The organism is Mumia flava (assembly GCF_002797495.1).
Lineage (GTDB): Bacteria > Actinomycetota > Actinomycetes > Propionibacteriales > Nocardioidaceae > Mumia > Mumia flava.
Map to the genome: position 1 here is coordinate 606,460 of NZ_PGEZ01000002.1, position 24,584 is coordinate 631,043.

21 protein-coding genes are annotated in these 24,584 nt (G+C 72.4%); 7 read left to right on the forward strand and 14 right to left on the reverse strand.

Translation table 11 applies throughout. From position 1 onward, the window contains the following. Positions 1-8: 8 nt before the first annotated feature. From CLV56_RS16930 to CLV56_RS16940, 3 genes are read right to left on the reverse strand one after another with little or no spacing between them, the layout of a single operon-like run. On the reverse strand, positions 9-1,235 hold the full coding sequence (locus CLV56_RS16930) for an ABC transporter permease (RefSeq protein WP_039359570.1): 1,227 nt from the start codon (positions 1,233-1,235) through the stop codon (positions 9-11). Then, positions 1,232-1,951, reverse strand: a complete 720-nt coding sequence (locus tag CLV56_RS16935) for an ABC transporter ATP-binding protein (RefSeq protein ID WP_100415324.1) — start codon at positions 1,949-1,951, stop codon at positions 1,232-1,234. The genes CLV56_RS16930 and CLV56_RS16935 overlap by 4 nt, the downstream gene beginning before the upstream one ends. Continuing rightward, positions 1,948-3,171: an efflux RND transporter periplasmic adaptor subunit gene (locus CLV56_RS16940; RefSeq protein WP_039359761.1), complete on the reverse strand. Its 1,224-nt coding sequence runs from the start codon at positions 3,169-3,171 to the stop codon at positions 1,948-1,950. Before CLV56_RS16940 ends, CLV56_RS16935 begins: the two co-directional genes overlap by 4 nt. 265 nt (positions 3,172-3,436) lie before the next feature. Between CLV56_RS16940 and rpsT the strand changes: the two genes are divergently transcribed. Further along, positions 3,437-3,697, forward strand: coding sequence for a 30S ribosomal protein S20 (gene rpsT, locus CLV56_RS16945; RefSeq protein ID WP_039359573.1), 261 nt, complete (start codon positions 3,437-3,439; stop codon positions 3,695-3,697). Between the two features lie 106 nt (positions 3,698-3,803). Here the strand turns inward: rpsT and holA are convergent, their stop codons facing one another. From holA to CLV56_RS16970, 5 genes are all read right to left on the reverse strand, one after another. Then, positions 3,804-4,784: a DNA polymerase III subunit delta gene (gene holA, locus CLV56_RS16950; RefSeq protein WP_039359576.1), complete on the reverse strand. Its 981-nt coding sequence runs from the start codon at positions 4,782-4,784 to the stop codon at positions 3,804-3,806. A gap of 6 nt (positions 4,785-4,790) precedes the next feature. Then, positions 4,791-7,124: a ComEC/Rec2 family competence protein gene (locus CLV56_RS16955; RefSeq protein ID WP_039359577.1), complete on the reverse strand. Its 2,334-nt coding sequence runs from the start codon at positions 7,122-7,124 to the stop codon at positions 4,791-4,793. Position 7,125: 1 nt separating this feature from the next. Next, positions 7,126-8,034, reverse strand: a complete 909-nt coding sequence (locus CLV56_RS21270) for a ComEA family DNA-binding protein (protein ID WP_245857972.1) — start codon at positions 8,032-8,034, stop codon at positions 7,126-7,128. A gap of 64 nt (positions 8,035-8,098) precedes the next feature. Continuing rightward, complete coding sequence (locus CLV56_RS16965) at positions 8,099-8,947, reverse strand: DegV family protein (RefSeq protein ID WP_039359579.1); 849 nt, start codon at positions 8,945-8,947, stop codon at positions 8,099-8,101. Continuing rightward, positions 8,944-9,597 carry a MerR family transcriptional regulator gene (locus CLV56_RS16970; protein ID WP_039359582.1) on the reverse strand — a complete coding sequence of 218 codons (654 nt, stop codon included), beginning with the start codon at positions 9,595-9,597 and terminating at the stop codon, positions 8,944-8,946. Before CLV56_RS16970 ends, CLV56_RS16965 begins: the two co-directional genes overlap by 4 nt. Positions 9,598-9,682: 85 nt before the next feature. Between CLV56_RS16970 and CLV56_RS16975 the strand changes: the two genes are divergently transcribed. Continuing rightward, positions 9,683-10,096 (forward strand): hypothetical protein, encoded by a 414-nt coding sequence (locus tag CLV56_RS16975; protein ID WP_039359585.1) that lies wholly within the window; start codon positions 9,683-9,685, stop codon positions 10,094-10,096. Positions 10,097-10,195: 99 nt separating this feature from the next. On the opposite strand, the gene leuS is transcribed toward CLV56_RS16975, so the two are convergent. From leuS to CLV56_RS16990, 3 genes are all read right to left on the reverse strand, one after another. Beyond that, positions 10,196-12,688 carry a leucine--tRNA ligase gene (leuS, locus tag CLV56_RS16980; RefSeq protein ID WP_039359588.1) on the reverse strand — a complete coding sequence of 831 codons (2,493 nt, stop codon included), beginning with the start codon at positions 12,686-12,688 and terminating at the stop codon, positions 10,196-10,198. A 181-nt stretch (positions 12,689-12,869) separates the two neighbouring features. Further along, positions 12,870-13,151, reverse strand: a complete 282-nt coding sequence (locus CLV56_RS16985) for a hypothetical protein (protein WP_039359591.1) — start codon at positions 13,149-13,151, stop codon at positions 12,870-12,872. A gap of 10 nt (positions 13,152-13,161) precedes the next feature. Further along, entirely contained in the window at positions 13,162-14,883 is a 1,722-nt protein-coding gene (locus CLV56_RS16990) for a sodium:solute symporter family protein (protein ID WP_039359766.1), read from the reverse strand. 199 nt (positions 14,884-15,082) lie between these two features. On the opposite strand from CLV56_RS16990, the gene CLV56_RS16995 reads away from it, so the two are divergent. Together CLV56_RS16995 and galE are read left to right on the forward strand one after the other, a co-directional pair. Then, positions 15,083-16,249 carry a PQQ-dependent sugar dehydrogenase gene (locus CLV56_RS16995; protein ID WP_039359594.1) on the forward strand — a complete coding sequence of 389 codons (1,167 nt, stop codon included), beginning with the start codon at positions 15,083-15,085 and terminating at the stop codon, positions 16,247-16,249. A gap of 42 nt (positions 16,250-16,291) precedes the next feature. Then, positions 16,292-17,269: a UDP-glucose 4-epimerase GalE gene (gene galE / locus CLV56_RS17000; RefSeq protein ID WP_039359597.1), complete on the forward strand. Its 978-nt coding sequence runs from the start codon at positions 16,292-16,294 to the stop codon at positions 17,267-17,269. Between the two features lie 45 nt (positions 17,270-17,314). Here the strand turns inward: galE and CLV56_RS17005 are convergent, their stop codons facing one another. Genes CLV56_RS17005 through CLV56_RS17015 form a run of 3 tightly spaced genes read right to left on the reverse strand, consistent with a single transcriptional unit; the run spans position 17,315 to position 20,615 of the window. Then, positions 17,315-17,998, reverse strand: a complete 684-nt coding sequence (locus CLV56_RS17005) for a potassium channel family protein (protein WP_245857973.1) — start codon at positions 17,996-17,998, stop codon at positions 17,315-17,317. Continuing rightward, positions 17,991-19,361: a TrkH family potassium uptake protein gene (locus tag CLV56_RS17010; protein ID WP_245857974.1), complete on the reverse strand. Its 1,371-nt coding sequence runs from the start codon at positions 19,359-19,361 to the stop codon at positions 17,991-17,993. Before CLV56_RS17010 ends, CLV56_RS17005 begins: the two co-directional genes overlap by 8 nt. Before the next feature lie 27 nt (positions 19,362-19,388). Further along, entirely contained in the window at positions 19,389-20,615 is a 1,227-nt protein-coding gene (locus tag CLV56_RS17015; protein WP_039359600.1) for a benzoate/H(+) symporter BenE family transporter, read from the reverse strand. 90 nt (positions 20,616-20,705) lie between these two features. Between CLV56_RS17015 and CLV56_RS17020 the strand changes: the two genes are divergently transcribed. The 3 genes from CLV56_RS17020 to CLV56_RS17030 are packed head-to-tail and all read left to right on the forward strand — an operon-like array spanning position 20,706 to position 24,505. Continuing rightward, a complete protein-coding gene (locus tag CLV56_RS17020) occupies positions 20,706-21,239 on the forward strand; it encodes a helix-turn-helix domain-containing protein (protein ID WP_039359603.1) in 534 nt (177 codons plus the stop codon). A gap of 48 nt (positions 21,240-21,287) precedes the next feature. After that, positions 21,288-23,261 (forward strand): M13 family metallopeptidase, encoded by a 1,974-nt coding sequence (locus tag CLV56_RS17025; RefSeq protein ID WP_039359607.1) that lies wholly within the window; start codon positions 21,288-21,290, stop codon positions 23,259-23,261. Further along, complete coding sequence (locus CLV56_RS17030; protein WP_245857975.1) at positions 23,258-24,505, forward strand: MFS transporter; 1,248 nt, start codon at positions 23,258-23,260, stop codon at positions 24,503-24,505. The genes CLV56_RS17025 and CLV56_RS17030 overlap by 4 nt, the downstream gene beginning before the upstream one ends. The last annotated feature ends 79 nt before the right edge of the window (positions 24,506-24,584 follow it).

Genomic DNA, 24,584 nt, shown 5'->3' on the forward strand with positions numbered 1-24,584 from the left:
TGTGAGGTTCATTCGTTCCGCAGCGCTTCGATCGGCGTGAGCCGCGCGGCCCGGCTGGCGGGGTACACCCCGAAGCCGATCCCCAGCGCGAGCGAGGTCGCGAGGGCGGCCAGCGTGGCGAGCACCGACAGCGAGACCGCCTGGTCGATCAACGACGGCAGGACCCACGCGCCGACCATGCCGATCACGACGCCGACCACGCCGCCGGTCAGCCCGAGGATCGACGCCTCGACGAGGAACTGCCGCCCGATCACCGCCGGGGTCGCGCCGAGCGCCTTGCGCAGACCGATCTCGCGGATCCGCTCCGTGACCGAGACGAGCATGATGTTCATGACGCCGATGCCGCCGACGAGCAGCGAGATCGCCGCGACGCCGCCGAGCAGCACGGTGAGGGTCTTGTTCGTCGAGTTCGCGGTCTCGAGGAGCGACTCCTGCGTCGTGATCGTGAAGTCGGCGTCGTCCGCGGCGGTGATCCCGTGCAGGTTGCTCAGCAGGGCCTCGACCTCCTGGTACGCGGCGGAGAGCCGGTCGGCCGACGCGGCCTGCACGTAGATCGACGACAGGGTCGTGCCGGTGGATCCGGTGACGGCCGCGGCCGCCGACATCGGCACCACGGCCGTGTCGTCCTGGCTCGCCTCCGACGACGAACCGCCCGACGAGCCCAGCACGCCGATGACCGTGAAGGACGTGCCGTCGACCGTCACCGTCTGTCCGACCGGCGACCCGACCGTGAAGAGCTCGCCGGCCGTGTCGGACCCGATCACCATCACGTTCGCGCCCGACTCGGCCTCGGCGGAGGTGAAGAACCGCCCTTCCTCGACCGTCCGGTTGCGCACGTCCAGCCACGCCGTCGCGGTGCCGACCAGCGACGTCGTCCAGTTCGTGGTCCCGTTGACCAGCGAGACCGAGCTCGACGTCGTCGGCGCGACCGCCGACACGTCCGGAACCACGTCCTGGTCGGTCATCGCCTGGGCGTCGGTGAGCGTCAGCGTCGTCGCCGATCCGAACCCGCCGCGCTGCCCGTCGGTCGTCGAGCTGCCCGGCGAGACGATCAGCAGGTTGCTGCCCAGGGCGTCGATCTGCTCCGCGACCTCGTCCTGGGCGCCCTGTCCGAGCCCCACGGTGAGGATCACCGACGAGACGCCGATGATGATGCCGAGCATCGTGAGCGCGGAGCGCAGTGCGTGGTGCCGGATCGCTTCGAGTCCGGTCCTCAGTGTCTCGGCCCAGTTCATGCGAGGCTCCGGGACGAGTCCGCACTGTTCCCAGGACCGCCGTTCCCTTCGACGACGCGACCGTCGCGGACGACGATCCGGCGGTGGGCGCGTTCCGCGACCTCGTGCTCGTGGGTGATGAGCACGATCGTGCGGCCCATCGCCGACAGCTCGTCGAACAGCGCCAGCACGTCGGCGGTCGAGCGCGAGTCGAGGTTGCCGGTCGGCTCGTCGGCCAGCACCATCGCCGGGTCGGTGACGAGGGCGCGGGCGACGGCGACGCGCTGCTGCTGCCCCCCGGACAGCTCCGACGGCCGGTGCTCGGCCCGGTCCCCCAGCCCGACCCGCTCCAGCGCGGCGACCGCACGAGCCCGACGCTCGTCGCGCGAGACCCCGGCGTACACCAGAGGCAGCTCGACGTTGCGCCACGCCGAGAGGCTCGGCAGCAGGTTGAACTGCTGGAACACGAACCCGATCAACCGGTTGCGCACGTCGGCGAGCCGCGCCTCGTCGAGCGTCGACACGTCCTCGCCGGCGAGCCGGTAGGTCCCGTCGGTCGGGACGTCGAGGCAGCCGACGATGTTCATCAGCGTGGACTTGCCCGACCCCGACGGACCGATCACCGCGACGTACTCGCCCTCGTGGACCTGCAGGTCGACCCCGGCCAGCGCGGCGACCTCGACGGAGCCGGTCGTGTAGATCTTGCGGACCTCGTCCAGCTCCAGCAGCGCGCTCACCGGCCACCACCGGGGAAGCTGCCGCCGGGTACGCCGCCGCTGCCCCCGGGAATGTCGGGCAGCTCACCACCACCGGGGAAGCCCCCACCGCCCGGGAAGCCGCCCTGCTCGCCGCCGCTGGTGGCACCGCGACGCACCGTCGTCTGGGTGTACTGGACGGTGTCGCCCTCCGCGAGGCCGGAGACGATCTCGGTCGTCGGACCGAACGTGTCCCCGATCTCGACCTCCGTACGGGTGGTGCCGCCGTCGGTCACCTTCTCGACGTACGCCTGGTCTCCGTCGGTCTCGATCGCGACCGTCGGCACGCTCAGCACGTCGGCGCGCGACTCCACGACGATCGACACGTCGGCGGACGTCCCGGCGTACAGATCCTCCTGAGCGCCCGTCAGGGCGATCGTGACGGGGAACGTCGCGGTGCCGTCGGACGCGGTCTCGGCGACCCGCCCGACCTCGGAGACGGTCCCGAACACCTCGTCGGTCGCACCCGTCGGCGTGACCGTCGCCTGCATCCCGTCCTCGATCCGCTCGACGTCGCTCGCCGACACGTCGGCGGTGACCACGAAGTGCTTCGGTGTGATCACGGTGATCGCGCCGGTCGTGGAGCTCGACGCGCTCGTGCTCGTGGAGCCGAGGGTCGCATCGCCGGTCGCGGTGCTCGACGATCCCGACGAGGTCGAGGCACCGGCCTGGTCACCCTTCTCGATGCCGACGGAGGCGACCATGCCCGCGAACGGAGCCGTCAGCACGGCGTCCTCGACCGCCTGCTCGGCATCGACGACGTCGGCCTCGGCGCTCGCGACGGCCGCGGTGTTCGCGGCCTGCTGGGCCGACGACTCGTCGCCGTCGGAGTCCGCGGCCGTCTCGGCAGCGTCGAGCTGGGCCTCGGCCGAGGCGAGGTTCGCATCGACCTCGTCGGTGTCGATCCGCGCGAGGCGCTGACCCTTCTTCACGGTGTCGCCTTCCTCGACGTACACCCGGACGACGGTCCCCGACGACGAGAACGACAGGTCGGAGGACTTCTCCGACTCGAGCGTGCCCGAGCCCGTCACGGTGTCCTCGACCGTCGAGGTCGTCGCCTCCGCGGTCGCGGTCGACGCCTGCGCCTCGCCGCCGTCGGCCCGTCCGACCAGCCACCACGTCAGGGCCGCCGCGACGACGACGGCGGTCACGACCGTCAGCCGTCGTCGACGGGTCCCGAGCGCGTTCGCGATCCTCACCATCGTGCTGCTGTCCTCCGTACGCGTTGGATTGCCCGGCCCCTGCATCCCGGAGTACATCGGCGCCTGCTCAACAGCGGCTTTGGAGAACCTGTGAGCTTCCTGGCAGTCCTGCTCGACGGCCCGGGACCCGGCTGCACGAGGCCGACGGGCGTCCCGGACGCCGGTTTGGACCGCAACACGCGCACTGCTAGAGTTGTGTGTTGCGTGTCCGTGTCCGCGCGCCCTGACTTCATCCACCCACGAAAGAAACGACGAGGCTTGCCCCGTGGCGAACATCAAGTCGCAGATCAAGCGCAACCGGCAGAACGAGCGTCGGCGTGAGCGCAACAAGGCTGTGCGCTCCGAGCTGAAGACGGCCGTCCGCCGGTTCAACGAGGCCGTCGAGGCCGGTAACCTCGACGACGCCCAGGACCTGGCGAAGTCGGCGAACCGCAAGCTGGACAAGGCGGCGTCGAAGGGCGTCATCCACAAGAACCAGGCGGCCAACCGCAAGTCGTCCATCGCGAAGAAGGCCGCCGCGCTCTGACGCGTCGCCTTCCCACGAACGGCACCACCCCGTACGGGGAGGTGCCGTTTCTGCTTGTCCGCGAGCCGTCGGCGGCCGCTGCGCCCAGGGGACGACCCCGCCACCGTCAGCGCGAACGGGCTCCGGCGACGTCGAGCACCATCCGCTCCAGAGCGAACAGCGGGTCGGCGGCGCCCTTGACGTCGAGGTCGGCCCGGGCGACCACACCGACCGCGGTCGCGATGCCGGCGGCGTCCCACCCGCGCAGCTGGGTCCGGAGCTTCTTCAGGCGGAACGGGGGCGCACCCACCGCACGCGCGAGCTCGGCCTCCTGCAGCCCCTGGCTCGAGGCCACGCCGTAGCGCGCGAGCGAGCGCAGGCCGGAGGCGAACGCCGAGGTGATCAGCACCGGGGCCACGTTGTTGCCGATCGCCCAGCGCAGCTGCTCGAGGGCGTCGGCGAGCTGACCGTCGATGGCGGCGTCGGCGATGTCGAACCCGCGCACCTCGGCACGACCGCCGAAGTACTGGCGGGTCAGCGTGACGTCGATCGGCCGACGCTTGCCGTCGGCGCCCGTGGACGCGTCGACCAGCTGGTCCGCGGCGGCGGCGAGTGACCGCAGGTCGTGCCCGACGGCCGCGACCAGCAGGTCCGCAGCATCGGACGAGATCGAACCGCCGAGGTGCCGGACCTCCGCGGAGACCCATCGGCCCGCCTCCCACGGCTTCGGAGCCGCGACCTTGACCTCCTCGACCGCCGAGCAGCGGCGCAGCTTGTCGAGGACGCCCTTGCCCTTCTGGCCGCCCCCGTGGGAGAGCAGCAGCGCGACGTCGGCGTCGGGCGCCGCGGCGTACGCGAGCAGCTCCTCGGCCGCGGCGGCGGGCAGGCTCTCGATCCCCCGCACGACGACCACGCTGCGCGCGGAGAACAGGGACGGCCCGGTCATCACGGTGAGCTCGCCCGGCCCGACGCGCGCCCCGTCCACCTCGGACACGCTCGCCTCGGGGTCCGCCTCGCGTGCCTGCTCGAGGGCGCGCCGGACAGCCCGCTCGGTGAGGAACTCGACCCCGCCGGAGACCAGGAGCACGGAGCTGTAGAGGGACGCCATCGCCGATCAGGATGCCACGTCCCACCGACGGCGACGCCGCCGCACCACCGCGGACAGGCCGGCCGGTCCCACGACGAGGGCCACGTCGCCGTCGCGGTCGGTGCGCAGGACGGTGCCGCCGGCGTCCTCGAGGGCGTCGAGCGTCGCCGACGCGGGGTGTCCGTACGTGTTGTCGGCGCCGACGCCGATCACCGCCCACCGTGCGCCGAGCGAGCGCAGCAGCGCAGGGTCCTGGGCAGCGCTCCCGTGGTGCGCGACCTTGAGCACGTCGACCCGCAACCCGGGATGGGCGAGCCTGAGCCGGCGCTGCGCGTCCGGCTCGATGTCCCCGGTCAACAGCACGCTGACCCCGCGCGTGCGCGCCAGGAGCACGACGGAGGTGTCGTTCACGGCGGTCCCGTCGGCGTCGTCACCAGGGTCCTGGGTGCCGATGTCGGGGGCCAGCACGTCGATCCGTACCTCGCCGACGGTCCAGGTCTGGCCCCGGTGCAGCGAGCGGACCGGGGGCCGTCCTCCGTCCGCGACCTCGCTCGGCCCGGTCGCGCCCCCGCTGGGCCCGACGCCGAGCCACCCGACGTCCCTCCCGTCGAGAACACCGTCGAGCCCGCCGGTGTGGTCGTCGTGGTCGTGGGTCAGGACGACCGCCGGGACCGTCCGGACCCCCAGCTCGTCGAGGCAGCGCCGCGCGGCGAGCGGGTCCGGTCCCGTGTCGACGACCACCGCCGCCTCGGCCCCGGCCCGCACGACCGTGGCGTCCCCCTGTCCGACGTCGCAGGCAGCCACCACCCACCCGGCCGGCGGCCAGCCGGGGGTAGGGGCGACCAGCACCGCGACCGTCGTGGTGACCGTCACGGCGAGCACCGCGACGCGACGCCGCAGCAGCCGCTCACCGACGACCGCGACCAGGCCGCTGACCAGTCCGAGCACGGCCACGACCGCGACCGAGTCACCGACGTCCGCGGCGGCACCCGGCGCCGTCGCCGCCGTACGGCCCACGGTGACGATCCAGCCCGCCGGAACAGCCGTCGCTCGTCCGACCAGCGCGCCGGCGTCGGCCCAGACCACGCCGGCCAGTCCCCCGCACAGGCCGAGCAACGTCGCCGGACCGACAGCCGGCGCGGCCGCGAGGTTCGCTGCGACGGCGACCAACGACACCTGACCGGACAGCGCAGCCACGGGCGCGGTGCAGGCCAGCTGCGCCGCAGCCGGCACCGCGACCGCCTCGGCGCACCACCGCGGCATCCAGGTCGCGAGCGCGTCCCGCCACCGGGGTGCGAGCAGGAGGATCCCGGCGGTCGCCAGCACCGAGAGCACGAATCCGGCCGAGGTGGCGTACCAGGGATCGAGCAGGACGAGGACGACGATCGCCCACGCGAGGCAGCGCACTCCCCCGGCGGCGCCGCCCACGCTGAGGCCGACGACCCCGACGACCCCCATCGCGGCGGCCCGGGCGACCGACGGCTCGGGCCGGGCGAGCAGGAGGAAGGCGAGGACCGTCACCATCGCGAGCGCGACACGGGTCCGTGGCCCGGCGCGCAGCGGTCGCGCCGCAGCGAGCACGAACCCGAGGAGCAGCGTCAGGTTGGTGCCCGACACCGCCAGCAGGTGCGTCAGCCCGCTGGTCCGGAAGGCCTCCGCGAGATCGTCGGTCAATCCGCTGTCATCGCCGTGGACCAGGGCCGGGACCAAGGCGGCGACGTCGTCGTCACGCCCGCGTACGGAGTCGCCGACCGAGGCGCGCAGCCCGGCGGCCAGGTCCCACCACGCCGCGGGTCCGCCCACCGCACGCAGATCCGTGAGCCAGATCGTGGCCGCGGTGTCGGTGCCGTCCGCCGGACCCAGCCTGCCCGCGACCACGACCCGTTCGCCCAGCACCGGTGTCGCCAGGTCGGTCGAGCGGGACCAGGCCCGGACCGGCACCCGCACCCGCCAGCGCCGGTCAGCGGACGCGAGGTCGGTGACGCGCAGGGTCATCACGCGCGCGGTCCCGTTCGACGTCCGGACCTCGCGCGCGTCCGAGGACACGGTCGCGAGCGCCCGTACCTGCTGCCGGTCGGACGCGGCGTCGGCGACCGGGCTGTGCGCATGCTGGGAGACCCGCAGCGCCGCGAGCAGCGCCGACGTCCCCGCGACCAGGACGACGAGCCCGATCCAGGCGACCCGCACAGCCGAAGCGCGGCTCCGCAGCGCGAGCACGCCGACGGCGGCCAGGATCAGCCACGCCGAAGCGACCCACCCGACGGGGGCCGACACGGCGAGCGCGGCCCCGCCCCACGCGGCGAGCGCGGGCGCCGCGACCCGCAGATCGACCGGCGCGTGCGACCCGCCCGGCACCGGCACGTCACACGGTGACCAGGTCGCGCAGCTCGTCGAGCGTCGCCTCGCCGATCCCGCTGACGTCCAGCAGCTGCTCGACCGAGGAGAACGAGCCGTTCTCGGAGCGCCAGTCCAGGATCGCCTGCGCGGTGACCGGGCCGACCCCAGGAAGCGTGTCGAGATCCTCGGCGGTCGCGGTGTTGAGGTTGACGGGTGCCGGCGCCGTGCCTGCGCCCGACGCACCGCCGACCGGTGCTGCGACCGCCTCGAGCCCCACCACGACCTGCTCGCCGTCCACCAGCACCCGCGCCAGGTTCAGGGAGGACAGGTCGGCCCCGCGGCGCGCACCACCGGCCGCCTCGACGGCGTCCATCACCCGCGAGCCCGTCGGCAGGGAGACGACCTGGGGTCGACGGACCTTGCCGGTGACGTCGACGACCACGGTCGCGGCGTCCGCGGCGCCCCCGGCCGCCGGGGCCGTGCCCGCGACCGCAGCGGCGGAGGCGGCCGGGGATGACGGGCCGTCGACGGCGTGGTCGTCGAGCACGGCGTAGGAGTCGCTCGGCGGCACCTCCTGCGGTCGGGCCGACGCCACCCACATCCCGATCCCACCGGCGAGGACCGCCAGCACGATCGCGACGGCGACCAGGTGGCGGACCTCGACGCCGGCACCGAGCAGGCTCGCCACGGCTGAGCCGCGGCGCTCGGACCGCCCAGCCCCAGCCCCAGCCCGATCGTGGGCGTACGAGGCCGCGCGGGCCGCACGCCCGGACGGGACACCGTCGTGGGGGTCGAGGCGGTCGGGCTCGTCGTCGGGCTCGTCGTCGGGCTCGAAACCGGTCCAGGTCGCGTCGGAGCCGGCCAGCTCGCGGGCCAGCAGCTCGAGGCGTCGCCGAGCCGCCTCGGCACCTCGGTCGGATGAACGTCGCTCCACCGGCGCCACGCTACGAGCCCTGGACCTCGCCGTGGGCCGCCTCGGCTTCGCCTGTGGAGAACCCTCAGCGCGACACGGGGGCGACGGTGACGGCAAGGAGACCCGGCCCCACGTGCGCCCCGACGACCGCGCTGACCTCGACGACCGGCACGGAGTCCAGGCCGAGCTGCTCCGCAAGCCGGTCGGCGAGCGCCTGTGCGGCCTCGGGAGCGTCGAGATGCTGGACCGCGACGGCCACCCCGTCCGCCTGCAGCGTCGCCGCCTGGAGGGCGAGCTCCTCCAGACGGGCGATGGCGCGGCTCGCGGTCCGGACCTTCTCCACCGGCCGCACCTGCCCCTCCCGGACCGACAGCAGCGGCTTGACCGCGAGCGCCGACCCGACGAGGGCCGAGGCCGCTCCGATCCGGCCACCACGGCGCAGGTGCTCGAGCGTCGCGACGTAGAACAGCGTGGTCGCGCGCTCGGCGCACTCGGTCGCGGCCTTCGCCGCGTCCTCCGCGCTCGCGCCGGCCTCGCGTGCACGCGCGGCAGCGACCGCCGCGTACCCCGAGGCCATCCCGACCTCCAGCGTGTCCACGCACAGCACCGGGACCGGGGCGTCCTGGGCGGCGATCTGGGCCGACTCGAACGTCGCCGAGACCGCCGAGCTCAGGTGCACCGACACGATCGCCTCGGCTCCCTGTGCTGCGAGCGTCTCGTAGCACCGTGCGAGCGCCTCCGGCGAGGGGCGTGAGGTGCTGACGGTCGCGCCGGAGCGCAGGGCCTGGGCGACCTCGTCAGCGGTGATGTCCTCGCCCTCGACGAAGACCCGGTCGCCGACGACGACCTCGAGCGGCACCACGGTGAGGTCGTACCTCCGGACCAGATCGGCCGGCAGCGAGGCCGTCGAGTCGGTCACGATCGCGAAGGTCATGGGCTGAGAGTATCGGCCTCGTGGCCGGGGCGGGACCTCTCGGTCCGCTCGCGGTACAGGGCCTGGTGCATGACGCGCCGCATCGCGAGGATCACGGGCTCGATCAGCGTGGTCCCGAGGACGACGTCCTCGACCACGCCCGGCAACGACGCCCCCGGATCGCGGCCGACCGACGCCACCTCGCGCTCGGCCATCGAACGGATGTCGGCCAGGTAGCGTCCTGCCGCCTCGGGATCGAGCGGACGTCCTGCTGCCTCCAGCCCGCGGAGCGCGACCTCCAGCTGGGTCAGCGCCGTGCTGCCGACCCCGACGTCGAGGCCGTGCTGCTCCAGCAGCGCGGTCGCACGAGGGCACGCCGGGTCGGCCGGCTCCGCGTACGGCGGAAGGGCTTCGACGGCCCGCGCCACCGCGGCGTACGGGTCCGGGCCGGGCTCGTCGACCGCGGCGAGCACCTGCTTCGCCCGTGCCAGTGGCAGCCCTGCGACCTCGACGAGTGCGCGGATCACCCGCAGACGATGCAGGTGCCGGTCGTCGTAGCGCGCCTGCGTGGCACTGGTCGCCTCACCCGCGGGGAGCAGACCCTCGCGCAGGTAGTACTTGACCGTCGCCACCGGCAGACCGGCCTCGTGTGCCAGCGCGGAGATCTTCATCGGCACCCCCTGGAAATCCTGGTTGACACATTGGAGAGTAACACTCTCTAATATTGGATAGTTCCACTACCCAAAAGGAGTCCTCATGGATGCCGCCACCACCATCACCGCGGGCGTCGTCGTCCTCACGGTCGTCACGATCGAGACCGGAGGCATGTTCGTGCTCCGCGTCGTCACCGGGCATCAGCCGGTCAACGACCTCCAGCGGTCCTTCTTCCGCGCCGGGCACGCGCACGCGGGCGTGCTCGTGATCCTCGGGCTGGTCACGCTGCTGCTGACCTCGGCAGCCGAGGTGGCCGACCCGTGGGGTTGGCTCGGACCGGTCGGCGTGCTGGTCGCCGCGATCGTGATGCCGGCCGGGTTCTTCCTGTCCGTGCTCGGCACCGACCCCGAGCGACCCGGCCGCCTCGTCGCCCTGCTGTGGGCAGGCGCGGTCCTGCTCGCCGCCGGGCTCGTGTCGACGGGCGTCAGCCTGGTCGTGACGGGTGCGAACGGGTAGCGGGCACGGGGTCTCGATCACTCGCTGCGCTCGCGCCTCGACCGACGGTCCTGGCACCGCTGGTCGAGGCGGGCGAGGAACGAGCCCGATCGAGACCCCTCAGATCACGACGTTGACGAGCTTCGGTGCACGGACGATCACCTTGCGGATCTCGGCACCCTCGAGGTGCCGAGCGACGTTCGGCTCGGCCAGGGCGATCGCCTGCAGGTCCTCGTCGGAGATCGACGGCGGGACCTCGACCTTGCCGCGGACCTTGCCCTTGACCTGGACGACGCACGTCACCGTGTCCTCGACCAGCAGCGCCTCGTCGACCGTCGGCCACGGCTGCTGCGAGACCGAGGGAGCGTGCCCCAGCTCGGACCACATCTCCTCGGCGACGTACGGCGCGATCGTCGACAGCAGCACGGAGATCACCTCGGCCGCCTCACGCACCGCCGGGTCGGCCGCGCCGGGGCCGGCGTCGATTGCCTTGCGGGTCGCGTTCACCAGCTCCATCAGGCGCGCCACGACGACGTTGAACCGCCGGGACTCGTACAGCTGCTCGCAGTCGTGCACGGTGCGGTGGGTGGTCCGACGCAGCGCCTGGTCCCCGTCGGCCGGATCGGCACCCGGCTCGCTGGAGACCTCGTGCGCGACCCGCCAGGCCCGCTGGAGGAACTTCGAGGACCCCGACGGCGACACGTCGGCCCAGTCGATGTCGTCCTCCGGCGGGCTCGCGAACACGATCGTCAGCCGCACCGCGTCGACGCCGAACTCCTCCAGCTGCTCACCCAGGTCGACCCCGTTGCCGAGGGACTTGCTCATCGCCTTGCCCTCGTTGATGACCTGGCCCTGGTTCATCAGCGAGGTGAACGGCTCGACGAAGTCGACCATGCCCATGTCGTGCAGCACCTTGGTGAAGAACCGGCTGTAGAGCAGGTGCAGGATCGCGTGCTCGACGCCACCGACGTACTGGTCGACCGGCATCCAGCGCCGGGCCTCGGCCGGGTCGAACGGGCCGTCGGTGCTCTGCGGAGAGCAGTAGCGCAGGTAGTACCACGACGAGTCGACGAACGTGTCCATCGTGTCGGTGTCACGCTGGGCCGGCCCGCCGCACTGCGGGCAGGCGGTCGAGACCCAGTCGGTCGCGGCCGCCAGCGGCGACGTGCCCTTCGGGGCCAGGTCGGAGCCGGTCAGGTACGGCAGCTCCACCGGCAGCTGGTCGTCCGGGACCGCGACCTCGCCGCAGTCCGGGCAGTGCACGATCGGGATCGGGCAACCCCAGTAGCGCTGGCGGCTCAGCAGCCAGTCGCGCAGCCGGAAGTTGATCGTCCCCTCCCCCGCACCGTCGGCCTCGAGCCGCGCGATGATCGTCGCGATCCCGTCGGCCTTGGTCTCGATGCCCTCGAGCGCCGGCGAGCTGACGTACGCACCGTCGCCCGGGGTCGCGATCCCGGAGACGGCCGGGTCCTCGGCGCCCTCGACGTCGATCACGGCGCGGACCGGCAGGTCGTACGTCCGGGCGAAGTCGAGGTCGCGCTGGTCGTGCGCGGGCACGGCCATGACGGCACCCGTGCCGTAGTCGGCCAGCACGTAGTCGGCGGCCCAGACCGGCATCTTCTCGCCGGTCACCGGGTTGACGGCGTGCACGCCCAGCGGGACGCCGGTCTTCGGGCGCTCGGTGGACTGCCGCTCGATCTCGGTGGCCTGCTTGGTGCGCTCGAGGTAGGCCTCGAACTGCGCGCGGTGGTCGTCGGCGACCAGCTCTGCAGCGAGCTTCGCGTCCGGCGCCACCACCATGAACGTCGCGCCGTACAGCGTGTCCGGACGGGTGGTGAACACCCGCACGGGCTCGTCGCGCTTCACACCGTCCTCGGCGCTGATCGCGAAGTCGACCCACGCTCCCTCGGAGCGCCCGATCCAGTTGCGCTGCATCGTCAGGACGCGCTCGGGCCACTTCCCCTCGAGCTGCTCCATGTCGTCGAGCAGCCGTTGGGCGTAGTCCGTGATCTTGAAGTACCACTGCGTCAGCTCGCGCTTGGTGACCACCGCACCGCAGCGCTCGCACAGGCCCTGGACGACCTGCTCGTTGGCCAGCACGGTCTGGTCGTTCGGGCACCAGTTGACGAACGACGCCTTGCGGTAGGCCAGGCCCCGCTCGAAGAACCGCAGGAACAGCCACTGCGTCCACCGGTAGTACTCCGGGTCCGAGGTGTGCAGACGGCGGGTCCAGTCGAAGCTCAGGCCGTAGCGCCGGATCGACTCCGCCTGGGTCTCGATGTTGTCGTAGGTGAAGGTCGCCGGGTTCTCGTCGCGCTTGATCGCGGCGTTCTCCGCCGGCAGGCCGAACGAGTCCCAGCCGATCGGGTTCAGGACGTCGTACCCGCGCAGCCGCCAGTAGCGCGCCAGCATGTCGTGGAGCGCGAAGACCTCGCCGTGGCCCATGTGGAGGTCGCCGGAGGGGTACGGGAACATCGTGAGGGCGTACCGCCGCTCCCGGCTCTGGTCCGTACCGTCGGCGTCGAACGGCCGCAGGTCGTCCCAGACCGCGCGCCACCGGTCCTGGACCGCGCGGACGTCGTACGACGCCGCCTCACCGTGCTGGGTGCTCACTCTCGTCTCCTCCACGTGCCTCTGGGAGTCGTGCACGCTCGCTGCTGCATGAAAAAGCCCCTCGCAGGGAGGGGCGGCCGCACTGACCGGTCGAGCTGTCGTCGACCCTCAGCGCGGCACGTCGAGAAGCAGCATCAGCGCGCGCACGTCTCTCATCGTAGCCCGCGCAGCCCGGGCGGCGTCACGGCGTGTCGTCGTGCGCCTCGGCGGGCGCATCCTCCACCACGATCGGACGCAGCCGCGCCCACACGAAGAAGAACGCCGACACCACGATCAGGGCGATCCCGATCACCAGGTTGATGTTGAAGCCGTCGGACTTGTCGAGCTCCGTGTCGGAGACGAAGAAGAGTCCGATCACCGTGAGGATCACCCCGTAGATCCCGAGCAGCAGCCCGATGATCCGCCGGATGTCGAACGCACCCGCGGTGTGCTTCTCGGTCGTCGGCTGGTCGCCTGTCGCCACGTCGTCCCCCTCACCTGAAGATGATGTTGAGCGCGATCACCATGATCAGCGAGATCGTCGCCAGCTTGAGCGGCTGCTGGTACCACGGGAGCGTCGGCGCGAGCGGGTCGCGCAGGTTCTCCTTCGGCGTCAGCGAGTACACGAAGCCGACCAGCGACTCCTCCGGCTTCGGCTTGCTCATGTAGGTCACCACCACACTCACCACGATGTCGACGACGAACGCCGCGCTCGCCGCGACGAAGCTCGCGCCCTGGCCGCTCAGCCCGATCACGCCCTGGCTCAGCCCGCCCAGCGCGTCCTCGCTCAGGATGGCCACGAAGATCGCGGCACCGGTCCCGCTGACCAGGCCCACCCAGCCGGCCGTCGCCGACATCCTCTTCCAGAACATACCGAGGATGAACGTGGCGAACAGCGGCGCGTTGAAGAACCCGAACAACGTCTGCAGGTAGTCCATCAGGTTGCCGTAGCCCGACGCGATCAGCGCCGTGAAGATCGCGACCAGCGTCGCCGCGACCGTGGCCCAGCGGCCGACCCGGGTGTAGTAGTCGTCCGGCTTGTCCTTGACGGCGTACTGCTCCCACAGGTCGACGCTGAAGACGGTGTTGAACGCCGAGATGTTGGCCGCCATCCCCGCCATGAACGACGCGAGCAGACCGGCGATGGCGACGCCGAGCATGCCGTTGGGCAGCAGGTCGCGCATCAGCAGCAGGATCGCGTCGTTGTACGTCACGTCGGAGTCGGGCGGGAGCTCGCCGTTGCGCAGCTGGATGATCTCGGTGACCAGCACCGCGGCGATCATGCCGGGCACGACCACGATGAACGGCACGAACATCTTCGGGAAAGACCCGATGATCGGCGCGTTGCGCGCGGCCGACATCGACTTCGACGCCATCGCGCGCTGCACCTCGACGAAGTTCGTCGTCCAGTAGCCGAACGACAGCACGAAACCGAGGCCGAACACGATCCCGACCACCGACCAGAACGGGTCCTCGATCCCGGTGAGGTTCGTGCCCGGCCAGCTGGAGAGCATCGCGTCGCCGTCGGGCTCGGCCTGAAGCTTGTCGACCAGGCCGTCGATGCCGCCGACCTTGTGCAGCGCGACGAGCGTCAGCGGGAGCAGCGCGGCCACGATCACGAAGAACTGGAGCACCTCGTTGTAGATCGCCGCCGACAGTCCGCCGAGCGTCGTGTACGTCAGGACGACGGCGGCCGCGGCGATCAGCGAGACCCACAGCGGCCAGCCCAGGATCGCCTCGACGATCGACGCGAGCAGGAAGAGGTTGACGCCGGCGATCAGCAGCTGCGCGATCGCGAAGCTCAGCGCGTTGACCAGGTGCGCACCGGTGCCGAAGCGCATCCGCATGAACTCCGGGACGCTGCGGACCTTCGAGCCGTAGTAGAACGGCATCATCACGACACCGAGGAACAGCATCGCCGGGACGGCGCCGATCCAGAAGTAGTGCATCGTCGGCAGGCCGTACTGCGCGCCGTTGGCCGACATGCCCATGATCTCGACGGCGCCGAGGTTGGCCGAGATGAAGGCGAGGCCGGTCACCCACGCCGGCAGGGAGCGGCCCGACAGGAAGAAGTCGATGCTCGAGGAGACCTGCCGCTTGGCGAACCAGCCGATGCCGAGCACGAACCCGAAGTAGATCGCGATGATCAGGTAGTCCGAGAAGTCCGCATCGAGGCGGAGCTCCTCCTGCGCCAGGAGCACGCTGTCCAGGTGCATCGCGTTCATCCGTCCCCCTCCACCGGCTGTCGGCCCCCTCGGGCGGGTCGTCCGAACCGCACCCTACTCCCGAGCGACCCACGTCGCTCGGTGACGCGACGCGTGTCGCGACCGGTGTCCCGGCCGGTGCCGCGACACCGGCTGCGAGGCTGGTCGCGGACCTCTCGCGGTGCCTTGGCCGGGCGACCATACTGGCGGCATGTCGTGGACGCGCCGCCGCCTGCTCGCCACCGCCGCGGTCGCCGGCGCCGGAGTGCTCGTCGGGTGCGACGGGTCCTCACCGGAGGTCGGGCCGACCGACCCGACGACGACCGAGGGTCCGTCCGACGACCCGACGAGCGACGCGACCACGGGCGACGCGACCACCGAGCCGTCGCCGACCGCGCCTGCGGAGCCCACCCGGCTGCGCGTCGTCGGGACCGTGGCAGAGGGGCTGACGGTCCCATGGGGCATCGCGTTCCTGCCCGGCGGCGGCGCCCTGGTCTCCGAGCGCGACACCGGCCGGATCGTACGCGTCGGCGCCGCCGGCTCCGTCCGTACGGTCACGGAGGTGGCCGAGGCTGCAGCCGCTCCCGGCACGGGTGAGGGCGGGCTGCTCGGGCTCGCCCTGAGCCCCGACGGTCGCGGGCTGTACGCGTACCACTCGACCGACGACGACAACCGGATCGTGCGGATGAGCTGGAACGGTCGCGCGCTCGGTCGACCCCGCGTGGTGCTCGACGGGATCCCTCGCGCCACGATCCACAACGGGGGCGCGCTCGCGATCGGCCCCGACGGGCTGCTGTACGCCAGCACGGGCGACGCCGGCGACGGCTCGAACGCACCGGACGTCGACTCGCTCGGCGGCAAGGTGCTGCGGATGCGCCTCGACGGCTCGCCCGCACCCGGCAACCCGTACGACAACCAGGTCTTCAGCTCCGGCCACCGCAACGTCGAAGGACTCGCGTTCGACGGCGCCGGACGGCTGTGGGCCAGCGAGTTCGGCAACGACGCGTACGACGAGCTCAACCTCATCGAGGCCGGCCAGGACTACGGGTGGCCGCGCACCGAGGGTCCGACCGATGCCGGCGGCATCACCGGGCCGCAGGCCTGGTGGCCGACGGACGCCGCCTCACCGGCCGGGCTCGCGGTCGCCCACTCCACCGCGTACCTCGGGGCGCTGCGCGGCCAGTGCGTGTGGGCGGTCCCGCTGGCCGGGCGCCGCGCGCGGGAGCCACGCCGCCGGCTCGGGGGCGAGGACCTCGGCCGGATCCGTGCGGTCGCGCTCGCGCCGGACGGGCTGCTGTGGGTCGCGACGAGCAACACCGACGGGCGCGGCGACCCGCGCGACGGCGACGACCGGATCGTGCGCGTACGCATCGGCTGAGCGCCTCCCCGAACGCCCGGCACGACCCGTAGGATCGGCGCCATGACGTGGATGGTCACCGGCGGCGCCGGTTACATCGGTTCGCACGTGGTCCGGGCCTTCGCGCAGGCCGGGATCGACGTCGTCGTCCTCGACTCGCTGGAGTCCGGCCACCGGGAGTTCGTGCCCCCGGACGTCCCGTTCGTGCACGCGAACGTGACCGACACCGACGTCGTGCGCGCGACGCTGCGCGAGCACCAGGTCCGGGGCGTCGTGCACGTCGCGGGGTTCAAGTACGCCGGGGTGTCGGTCCAGCGCCCGCTGCACACCTACGAGCAGAACGTCACCGGCACCGTGCACCTCCTCGCGGCGATGGCCGACGCCGGCGTGGACTCGGTCGTGTTCTCCTCCTCGGCGGCCGTGTACGGGACGCCCGACGGTGACCTGGTGACGGAGGCGACTCCCACGGCACCCGAGTCGCCGTACGGCGAGTCGAAGCTCGTCGACGAGTGGGTCCTGCGGGCGCAGTCCCGCGCGACCGGCCTGCGGCAGACGTCGCTGCGCTACTTCAACGTGGTCGGCTCCGGCACCCCCGAGCTGTACGACACGAGCCCGCACAACCTGTTCCCGAAGGTGTTCAAGACGCTCACCGACGGCGGGGTGCCGCAGATCAACGGCGACGACTACGCGACGCCGGACGGCACGCCCCTGCGCGACTACGTTCACGTCGCCGACCTCGCACACTCCCACGTCGTGGCGGCGCGGACCTTCGCCGCGGGCGGCCACCTGGAGGACGTCTACAACCTCGGCAGCGGCGAGGGCGCCTCGGTGCGGGAGATCATGTCGACGATGGCCGCCGTGACCGGCATCGACTTCACGCCGACCATCGGGACCCGGCGTGCCGGCGACCCGGCACGGATCGTCGCGTCGGGCGACCTCGCGGCGCGCGACCTCGAGTGGCGGATGCGCCACGACCTGACCGACATGGTCCGGTCGGCCTGGGACGCCTGGATGCGCGCGGTCGACTCCCCCACGCCCTGACCGCGGGTCACCAACGCACGTCGGCGCCCCGTGAGCCGCGACGGTTCACGTGCGGGCGAGACCGGCGAAGCGCTCGACCTTCTTCGTCGGACCCGACACGATCAGCTCGTCGAACTCGCCGACGAACGTCTCGGGACGGGCGTAGGTGAAGTCCGCGCCCGGACGCTTCACGCCGACGACCGTGATGCCGTGCCCGGTGCGCAGCGCCGACTCCGCGAGCGTACGGCCGACGGCCTCCTCCGGCGCGGCCGTCCGCGCGATCGCGAACCCGTCGTCGAACTCGATGTAGTCGATCATCGCGCCGGTGACCATGTGCGCGACGCGCTCGCCCATCGCCGACTCGGGGTAGACGACGTGGCGGGCGCCGACGCGCTCGAGGATCTTGCCGTGCTTCTTGTTGATCGCCTTCGCCCAGACCTCCCGGATCCCGAGCTCGTTGAGCGTCAGGACCGTGAGCACGCTGGCCTCGATGTCCGTGCCGATCCCGACGACCGCTCGCTCGAACTGGTCGGCTCCGATCTGACGGAGCGCCTCCTCGTCGGTGGAGTCGAGCTGGACCACGTGGGTGAAGTCGGTCGCCCAGCGCTGGACGATGTCCATGCTCTCGTCGACGGCGAGCACCTCGTGACCGAGCCGGATCAACGAGGAGGCGACGGCCGTCCCGAAGCGGCCGAGGCCGATGATCAGGATCGGGACCTCGGGGGACGGTTGCTGATCGCGCTTAGCCAATGATCGGACGCTCCTCGGGAAGGTGGAACCGGCGGGGCCGGCCGCGGAGGGCGAGTGCGGAGGCCGCCGCGACGGTACCCACTCGCCCGACGAACATCAAGAACATCAGGATCAGCTGGGAGGCCGCCGGGAGGTCACCGGTGACGCCCATCGACAAGCCTGCCGTACCGAACGCCGACGAGCACTCGAAGAGCGCCTCGTCGGTGCTCACGTCACCGAGCGCCAGCAGCGCGAGGGTCGACGTGGCCACGAGCATCACGGCGAGCAGCGCGATCGTCAGGGCCTGCCGCAGCGTCTGGCTGCCGATCTTGCGCGACCCGATCGCGACCTCCGGGTCTCCGCGGACCTCGGCCAGGATCACGTACGCCAGCAGCAGGAACGTCGTGATCTTGATGCCGCCGGCAGTGCTCGCCGATCCACCGCCGATGAACATCATGATCGACCCGATCAGCGTCGTCTCCTGGGTCGCCTGGCCGTAGTCGACCGACGCGAACCCACCCGAGCGCGGCATCACGCCACCCTCGATCGACGTCACGACCTTGTCGAACGTCGACATCGTCCCGATCGTCGCGCTGTTGTTCCACTCCGCGAGGCCGAACGTGACCGCTCCGACCACGAACAGCAGCAGCGAGCCCCAGACCGTCAGCCGGGTGTGGATGGTCCAGCGTGAGGGGTGCCGCCAGCGGCGGAACAGCTCGGCGAGCACCGGGAACCCGACCGCGCCGACGAACACGGCCACGGAGATCGTCAGGATCAGCCACGCGTCGCCCGCGAAGCCGACCAGGCTGTCGGTGTGCAGGGTGAAGCCCGCGTTGTTGAACCCCATCACGGCGTAGAACAGCCCGTTCCAGAGCGCGTCGCCCCACGACTCGTCGTACTCGGTCCGGAACCGCCAGCCGAGGATCGCGGCCAGCACCAGCTCGAACGCGAGCATCACCAGGGCGATCCGCTTCAGCAGCGGGACGACGTCACCGAGGTTGGTCAGGTGCAGGTCGACCTGCGCGGCCATCCGCGACCGCAGCCCGAGCCGCCCGCCGACGAACACGCCGAGGATGGTCGCGAGCGTGACGATCCCGAAGCCCCCGATCTGGGCGAGCAGCAGGATGATCACGTGCCCGAAGGTCGTCCAGTACGTCGCCGTGTCGACGTTGACGAGCCCGGTGACGGTGACCGCCGAGACGGAGGTGAACGACGCCGCCATGATGTCGGCCGAGCCCTTGCCGTTGTGCGCGGCCGGGATCATCAGGAGGGCGGTCCCGATCAGGCTTCCGAGCAGGAACGTGACCGGCAGCAGGCGAACCGGGTGGAGCACGGTTCGCCTGATCGCACTCACCGGCGTGCGCGGGCCATGGACACTCGCCACGACGAGCACGCTACCGCCCGCTGCGCCTCACCGAGCGGCGGACGGGACCCGAGACGGTTCGCGTCGCGCCAGCAGGACGTGCACGACGACTCCGACCGCCAGCGCCCAGAACGCCGAGCCGACGCCTCCGAGCGTGACGCCTGCGGCAGCGACCACGAAGGTGACCACGGCCGCCTCGCGCCCGCGCTCGGGCGCCAGGGCCGACCGCAGCGACGACCCGAGGGTGCCGAGCAGCGCGAGACCGGCGACGGCGGCGACCACGCCGTCCGGGGCGGCGACGACCAGGGCGACGAGCGCCGCCGACAGCACCGCGAGCACGAGGTAGGTCCAGCCCACGGCGCGGGCGGCGCGCCATCGCTGGTCCGGATCCGGGCCGGCGTCGTCGCCGGCGACCAGCGCTGCGGTGATCGCCGCGAGGTTGACCGCGTGCCCGCCGGCCGGGGCGGACACGAGCGTCCCGAGACCGGTCACGAGCATGCTCGGCCGCCACGGCACCGGGTAGCCGTACGAGGCCATCACCGCGACTCCGGGGACGTTCTGCGCCGCCATCGTGACCACATAGAGCGGGACGGCGATCCCGATCAGCGCCGCCGGGGACCAGGTCGGGACGGTCCACGCGACGTGCGGCAGGAGCGGCCCGTCGACCGAGCGGCCGGTGCCGATCAGCCAGCCGACGATCAGCACGAGGGTGACGGCGAACGCACCGGGGACGGCCCAGCGGGGCGCGACCCGCAGCAGCAGGAGCCACACCACGATCCCGGGCAGGACGAAGCCAGGGGTGTCCACGGCGGCGAGCACGGGCGCCAGGCAGAGCGGGAGCAGCACGCCGGCCAGCATCGCGTGCGCGATCGGTGCGGGGATCCGGGCGACCAGGGCTCCGAGGCCGGGCCAGGCGGCGGTGAGCAGGAGCAGCAGCGCGGTGACCACGAACGCCCCGACCGCGTCGGACCAGCCGGCGGACAGCTGCGTGCCCGCCAGGACGGCGGCGCCCGGGGTCGACCACGCGAGCGTGACCGGGAGCCGGTAGCGCCAGGTCAGCACGAGCATGCCCAGCGCCATCGCGACGCACAGCGCGAACAGCCCCGACGCGGCCTCCGCATCCGACGCACCCACCGCCCGGAGGCCGGCGAGCACCACGGCGAAGGAGCTCGTGAATCCCACGAGCGCGGCGACCACCCCGGCGACGGTGGTGGTCGCACGGGCGGTCGCGTGCGTGGGGCGAGCACCGGTCGCCGCCTGCGCCTCCTCCGGCATGGCACCTCCTCGTCGCTTCCAGGTCGGCGCCCGCACGGGCGGTTCGCACCGCGCAGAGCCGTTCTGTAGACAGAACGATACGATAGGTCCGTGCCCGAGCCACTGCCGCTCCGCGTCGGACGCCGGGTGCGCGCTCTGCGCACCGAGCGTGGGATGTCGCTGTCCGCCCTGGCCGCGGTCGCCGGGATCGGCAAGGGCTCGCTGTCCGAGCTCGAGGCCGGCACCCGCAACCCGACGCTCGCCACGCTGTACGCGATCGCGGGCCCTCTCCGGGTCCCGCTCGCCGCGCTGCTGGACGACACGATCGGGGCCGAGGTCAGCGGCGACGGCATGGACACCCGGCTGCTCGACGTGCGCCACCACGACACCGGGACGGTCGAGACGTACCTCCTGGTCCTCGCACCCGGCGCGACCCGCCGCTCCCCCGCGCACGCACCCGGCGCGACCGAGCACCTGGTCGTCACCCGGGGCGCGTTCGGAGCGGGTCCCGAGGACCACGTGACGACCGCCGGACCCGGTGATCGGCTCGACTTCGCCGCCGACCGCCCGCACCGCTACACCGCCGGTCCGGCAGGCTCCGAGGCCGTCCTCGTGATCCGAACACCTGTCGGCGGCCCGCCCTAGACTGACCGGGCACCGCAGGATCACCGACGACGACCCGAGGAGACGCACGTGAGGTCTGGCATCGACGCCGGGAGCATGGACGACGCCACCCGTCCCCAGGACGACCTGTTCAGGCACGTCAACGGCGGCTGGCTGGACACGGCCCGGATCCCGGCCGACCGCGCCGTCGCCGGCAGCTTCGTGACCCTCGTGGACGAGGCCGAGAAGCACGTCCGCGCGATCATCGAGGAGTGCCGCGATGCCGGCGCGGGTGACCCGGCCGGCGACACGACCGACGACGAGCCGGCCAAGATCGGTGCGTTCTACGCCAGCTTCATGGACACCGACCGGGTCGAGGCCGCCGGCACCGACCCGATCGCCGCCGACCTCGCCGGGATCGAGGAGATCAGCGATCGCGACCAGCTCGTCGAGGCCCTCGGCTCCCTCGAGCGGCTCGACGCCCCCGGCGCCTTCGGGGGCTACGTCGGCATCGACCGCGGCAACCCGGATCGGTACCTCCTGACGCTCGTCCAGGCCGGCCTAGGCCTCCCCGACGAGTCGTACTACCGCGAGGAGGCCTTCGCCGAGGTCCGCACGGCCTACCGTGCCCACGTCGAGACGATGCTGACCCTGGCCGGGCTCGACGACGCCGACGGCCGGGCCGCCCGGGTGTACGCCCTGGAGGAGCGGCTCGCGAGCGGGCACTGGGACCGCGTCACGAACCGCGACGCCGTCGCGACGTACAACCTCATGACCCGCGCGGAGCTCGACGCGGCCGTCGACACGCTCGACTGGTCGCGCTGGGCCCGCGCCGCCCGGATCGACGAGGCGGCACTCGCGGAGGTGGTCGTCGCGCAGCCGTCCTTCCTCGCGACGCTCTCGGACGCGATCGCCGAGGTCGACCTCGCCACGTGGAGGGACTGGCTGCGCTGGCAGGTCGTCCGGGCCGCAGCGCCCTACCTGTCGAGCCCGCTCGTCGACGCCGACTTCGACTTCTACGGGCGGACGCTGTCCGGCACCGACGAGCTCCGCGCCCGCTGGAAGCGCGGCGTGTCCGTGGTCGAGGCGGCGCTCGGCGAGGCCGTCGGCCGGATCTACGTCGAGCGTCACTTCGGCACGACTGCTCGCGAGCGGATGGACGAGCTCGTCACGAACCTGCTCGAGGCCTACCGGCGCAGCATCTCCTCGCTGGCCTGGATGAGCGACCAGACCCGCGCCCGGGCGCTGGAGAAGCTCGACTCGTTCACCCCGAAGGTCGGGTTCCCGGTGCGCTGGAAGACGTACGGCGCGCTGGTCGTCGACCCCAGCGACCTGCTCGGCAACGTCCGGCGGGCCGCGTCCGTCGCGATGGATCGCGAGCTCGCCAAGCTCGGCGGACCGATCGACCGCGACGAGTGGATGATGACGCCGCAGACGGTCAACGCGTACTACAACCCGACGATGAACGAGATCGTCTTCCCGGCCGCGATCCTCCAGCCGCCGTTCTTCGACGCCGACGCCGACGACGCGGCGAACTACGGCGGCATCGGCGCGGTCATCGGGCACGAGATCGGGCACGGGTTCGACGACCAGGGGTCGCGCTACGACGGGACCGGCGCCCTGAACGACTGGTGGACCGCCGAGGACCGCGCGGCCTTCGAGAAGCTGACCGCGACCCTCGTCGACCAGTACGCCGCGCTCTCGCCCAGCGGCGCGGAGGGCCGCCCGGTCAACGGCGAGCTCACCCTCGGCGAGAACATCGGCGACCTCGGTGGCCTCGGGATCGCCTACCAGGCCTACCGGCTCTCGCTCGGCGGCGCCGAGCCGCCGGTGATCGACGGGCTGACGGGAGCGCAGCGGTTCTTCTTCTCGTGGGCCGCCTGCTGGCGGGGGAAGGTCCGACCGGCCGAGACGGTGCGCCGCCTCACGATCGATCCGCACTCCCCTCCGGAGTTCCGCGCCAACCAGACCGTCCGCAACCTCGATGCCTTCCACGAGGCGTTCGGGATCGACGAGGGCGACGGGATGTGGTTGTCGCCGCAGGACCGGGTGGCGATCTGGTGAGCGACGCCGCGGTCGCTCTGAGGTCGCGGGTCCAACGCCGCACGGTCGCGGTGCTGGCTGCCGCCCAGGTGATCGGCGGCCTCGGTGCCGGTGCCGCCCTGAGCGTCGGGGCGCTGCTGGTGCGGGACGTGTCCGGCTCGTCGGCCTGGGCGGGCCTCGCGACCACGATGCTCACGCTCGGCGCGGCGCTGCTGGCCCTGCCGCTCGCCACGCTGGCCGGCCGCACGGGACGACGGGTCAGCCTGACGACGGGGTGGCTGCTGGCGGTGGTCGGGGCGCTGGTGACGATCGCCGGCGCCCAGGCCGGCAGCGTCGTGCTGACCCTGGCGGGGCTCTTCGTCCTGGGCGCCAACACCGCGACGAACTTCCAGTCCCGCTACGCCGCGACCGACCTCGCCGAGCCCACCCAGGTGGGCCGGTCGCTGTCCCTGGTGGTCTGGTCCACGACGATCGGCGCGGTCCTCGGCCCGAACCTCACCACCCCGGGTGCCGCGGTGGCCGACCGGCTCGGCCTGCCCGACCTCGCGGGACCGTTCGTCTTCGCCGCGATCGGCTTCGTGGTGGCGGCGCTGCTCATGGCGGTCGCCCTCGTACCCGACCCGCTCGTGCTCGCCCGCCGGCTGCACGTCGACGCGGGGGGCACCGAGCATCCCCGCCGGAGCCTGCGCGACGCACTCGCCGTCCTGCGGGTCAACCTGCCGGCACGGACCGGGGTCGTGACGGTCGCGTCGGCGCACGCCGTGATGGTCTCGGTGATGGCGATGACCCCCGTCCACATGGCCGACCACCATGCGTCGTTGACCGTGATCGGGCTGACGATCAGCCTGCACATCGCGGGCATGTTCGCCCTGTCGCCGGTGATGGGGCTGCTGGCCGACCGCTGGGGGCGCGGCCGCACGATCATCGCCGGCCAGGCGACGCTGCTGCTCGCGGTGCTGATCGCCGGCACGTCCGGCCACTCGGAGGTGCAGATCACGATCGGGCTGGTGCTGCTCGGCCTGGGCTGGTCGGCCTCGATGATCGCGGGGTCGGCGCTGGTGGCCGGCACGGTGGAGATCGAGGAGCGCCCGAGCGTCCAAGGGCTCTCCGACCTGCTGATGAACCTCGCCGGCGCGTTCGGGGGCCTGCTCGCCGGAGTCGTCGTGAACCTGTGGGGCTTCGGCCCGCTCAACGTCGTCGCCGCCTTCCTGACCGTGCCGGTGATCCGGATGGTCCTGGCGGGTCGGCACCGCCCGCCGCGCTGAGGCGACGGTCTCACCCACCCTGCCGATCGGCGCGTCGCCCGGGGTGCCGGGCAGACTGGTCCCGTGAGCACCGATCAGC

What these genes read in the sequence shown, in the direction of transcription:
- galE (WP_039359597.1), top strand. Translation starts at nt 16,292, where the DNA reads ATGACGTGGATGGTCACCGGCGGCGCCGGTTACATCGGTTCGCACGTG.
- CLV56_RS16995 (WP_039359594.1), top strand. Translation starts at nt 15,083, where the DNA reads ATGTCGTGGACGCGCCGCCGCCTGCTCGCCACCGCCGCGGTCGCCGGC.
- CLV56_RS16965 (WP_039359579.1), bottom strand. Translation starts at nt 8,947, where the DNA reads ATGACCTTCGCGATCGTGACCGACTCGACGGCCTCGCTGCCGGCCGAT.
- CLV56_RS16940 (WP_039359761.1), bottom strand. Translation starts at nt 3,171, where the DNA reads ATGGTGAGGATCGCGAACGCGCTCGGGACCCGTCGACGACGGCTGACG.
- CLV56_RS16990 (WP_039359766.1), bottom strand. Translation starts at nt 14,883, where the DNA reads ATGCACCTGGACAGCGTGCTCCTGGCGCAGGAGGAGCTCCGCCTCGAT.
- CLV56_RS16975 (WP_039359585.1), top strand. Translation starts at nt 9,683, where the DNA reads ATGGATGCCGCCACCACCATCACCGCGGGCGTCGTCGTCCTCACGGTC.
- holA (WP_039359576.1), bottom strand. Translation starts at nt 4,784, where the DNA reads ATGGCGTCCCTCTACAGCTCCGTGCTCCTGGTCTCCGGCGGGGTCGAG.
- CLV56_RS17015 (WP_039359600.1), bottom strand. Translation starts at nt 20,615, where the DNA reads ATGCCGGAGGAGGCGCAGGCGGCGACCGGTGCTCGCCCCACGCACGCG.
- CLV56_RS16970 (WP_039359582.1), bottom strand. Translation starts at nt 9,597, where the DNA reads ATGAAGATCTCCGCGCTGGCACACGAGGCCGGTCTGCCGGTGGCGACG.
- CLV56_RS16930 (WP_039359570.1), bottom strand. Translation starts at nt 1,235, where the DNA reads ATGAACTGGGCCGAGACACTGAGGACCGGACTCGAAGCGATCCGGCAC.